This window comes from Vibrio sp. 970 (assembly GCF_033339075.1).
In genome coordinates this window covers 1-1,165 of the sequence record NZ_JAWOTW010000086.1, presented here as the reverse complement: position 1 = coordinate 1,165, position 1,165 = coordinate 1, and the positions used below count along the sequence as shown (strand labels likewise).

The following is a 1,165-nucleotide window of genomic DNA, read 5'->3' as shown; positions in this document are numbered from 1 at the left end:
ATAAACAAAAAACTCAGCGTTCAGATGCAGAGTTTTTCTGTGACAGGTTGAAAGTTAGGCTATTTGGGATTCTGTTTTGTTATTCGTTTTCATCGCAAAGATCACAATCACGAGCAATACGAACGGAAGAACGTACAAGTTCAGGTTTTGCCAACCAACTGTCGATTCAAGCCAGCCGGAAAGTAAGGCAGTAATGGTGACACAGCTGAACACGAAGAACTCATTAAACGCCTGCGCTTTGCTGCGGTTTTTCGCTTCGTAACTTTGGCTAAACAGCCCCGTTGCAGCGATAAACATGAAGTTCCAACCTACGCCCAACAAAACTAAGGCAAGGCTAAAGTGCCAAATGGACACACCATGAATGTTAATCCCTATACAAGCAATGAACAGCACGCCACCCGCTAGGATCATTTTCTTTGCGCCGAACTGCTCAATTAATCGACCAGTAATAAAGGCTGGAGCGAACATGCCGAGCACGTGCCACTCAATCACACCTGCGGCTTTGTCGAAATCGAAACCACAACCAATCATCGCCAAAGGCGTCGCTGTCATTAGAATATTCATCACCGCATAAGCCACCATTGCCGCTAACACAGCAATCATAAAGTTCGGGCGTCTTATGATGTCACTAATAGTATCTGCTTTAACATGCGATAGCTGAGTATGCGCTGGCGGGAACCGAATCGTTTGAAGCAATACAAGCGCGGTGATGTAGAGAACAATCAGGACAGAAAAAGCACTCGTATATAAACCATCGTCTGACCATTGTTGCGAATACACCGCTAAGTTCGGACCGAGAATAGCCGCTAATACCCCTCCCGCCATAGATATTGAAATTGCTCTGTGTCTTGCCGATTCTTCACACACTTCTATTGCAGCAAAACGATAGAGCGTGCCAAAACCGATTCCGACACCGAGCAAAAACGTAGAAAAACAGAATAGATAAAAGGTTTGTTGGCTTAACGCGTACGTCGCCAAACTTGCGCCCACGATGCCGATGAGGTTACCTAGACTAAAGCCCAAACGACGACCGAGTTTCCCCATAATCAATGATGCAGGTATCGTTGCCGCCATTAAACCGAGAAACTGCAGTGCGACAGGCAAAGTAATAAAGCTCGGTAACGGGGCAAGTGTTTTGCCAATGAGCGCGATCACCGAGATCAAG

At 46.3% G+C, this 1,165-nt stretch carries 1 protein-coding gene; it reads right to left on the bottom strand.

Going from position 1 to position 1,165, the window contains the following annotated elements; genetic code table 11:
• Positions 1-54: 54 nt before the first annotated feature.
• A complete protein-coding gene (locus tag R7Q11_RS24875) occupies positions 55-1,164 on the bottom strand; it encodes an MFS transporter (RefSeq protein ID WP_225466844.1) in 1,110 nt (369 codons plus the stop codon).
• Between the last annotated feature and the right edge of the window lies 1 nt (position 1,165).